General features: G+C 63.6%; 1 protein-coding gene. It reads left to right on the top strand.

Features of this window, described 5'->3' with window-relative positions; genetic code table 11:
• Positions 1-332: AMP-binding enzyme (locus tag HFE01_RS26600; protein ID WP_167442921.1), on the top strand; the 332-nt coding region annotated here is incomplete at both ends.

Below are 332 nucleotides of genomic sequence, written 5' to 3'. Positions count from 1 at the left end.
GACAACCAGGCGAAAATCCGGGGGTACCGGATTGAGACGGGCGAGATCGAGTCGCAGCTGCTGCGGGTGGAAGGCGTGCGCGAAGCGGTGGTGTTGGTTCGAAGTGATGCGAACGGGCAGAAGGCGCTATGCGCGTATTACACGCTGGATACCGGAGCGGAGCTGGCGATGAACGATTTGCGCAGCGCGCTGGCGCAGGAGTTGCCGGGGTACATGATCCCGTCGTACTTCGTGGAGCTGGAGCACCTGCCTCTAACGCCGAACGGAAAGATTGACCGGAAGGCGCTGCCGGCGCCGGAAGGGGAAGCGGGAAGCGGAACGGAGTACGTCGC

This window comes from Paenibacillus sp. EKM10P (assembly GCF_011800655.1).
Classification (GTDB): Bacteria; Bacillota; Bacilli; order Paenibacillales; family Paenibacillaceae; genus Paenibacillus; species Paenibacillus polymyxa.
This window is presented reverse-complemented; position numbering and strand designations above follow the sequence as displayed.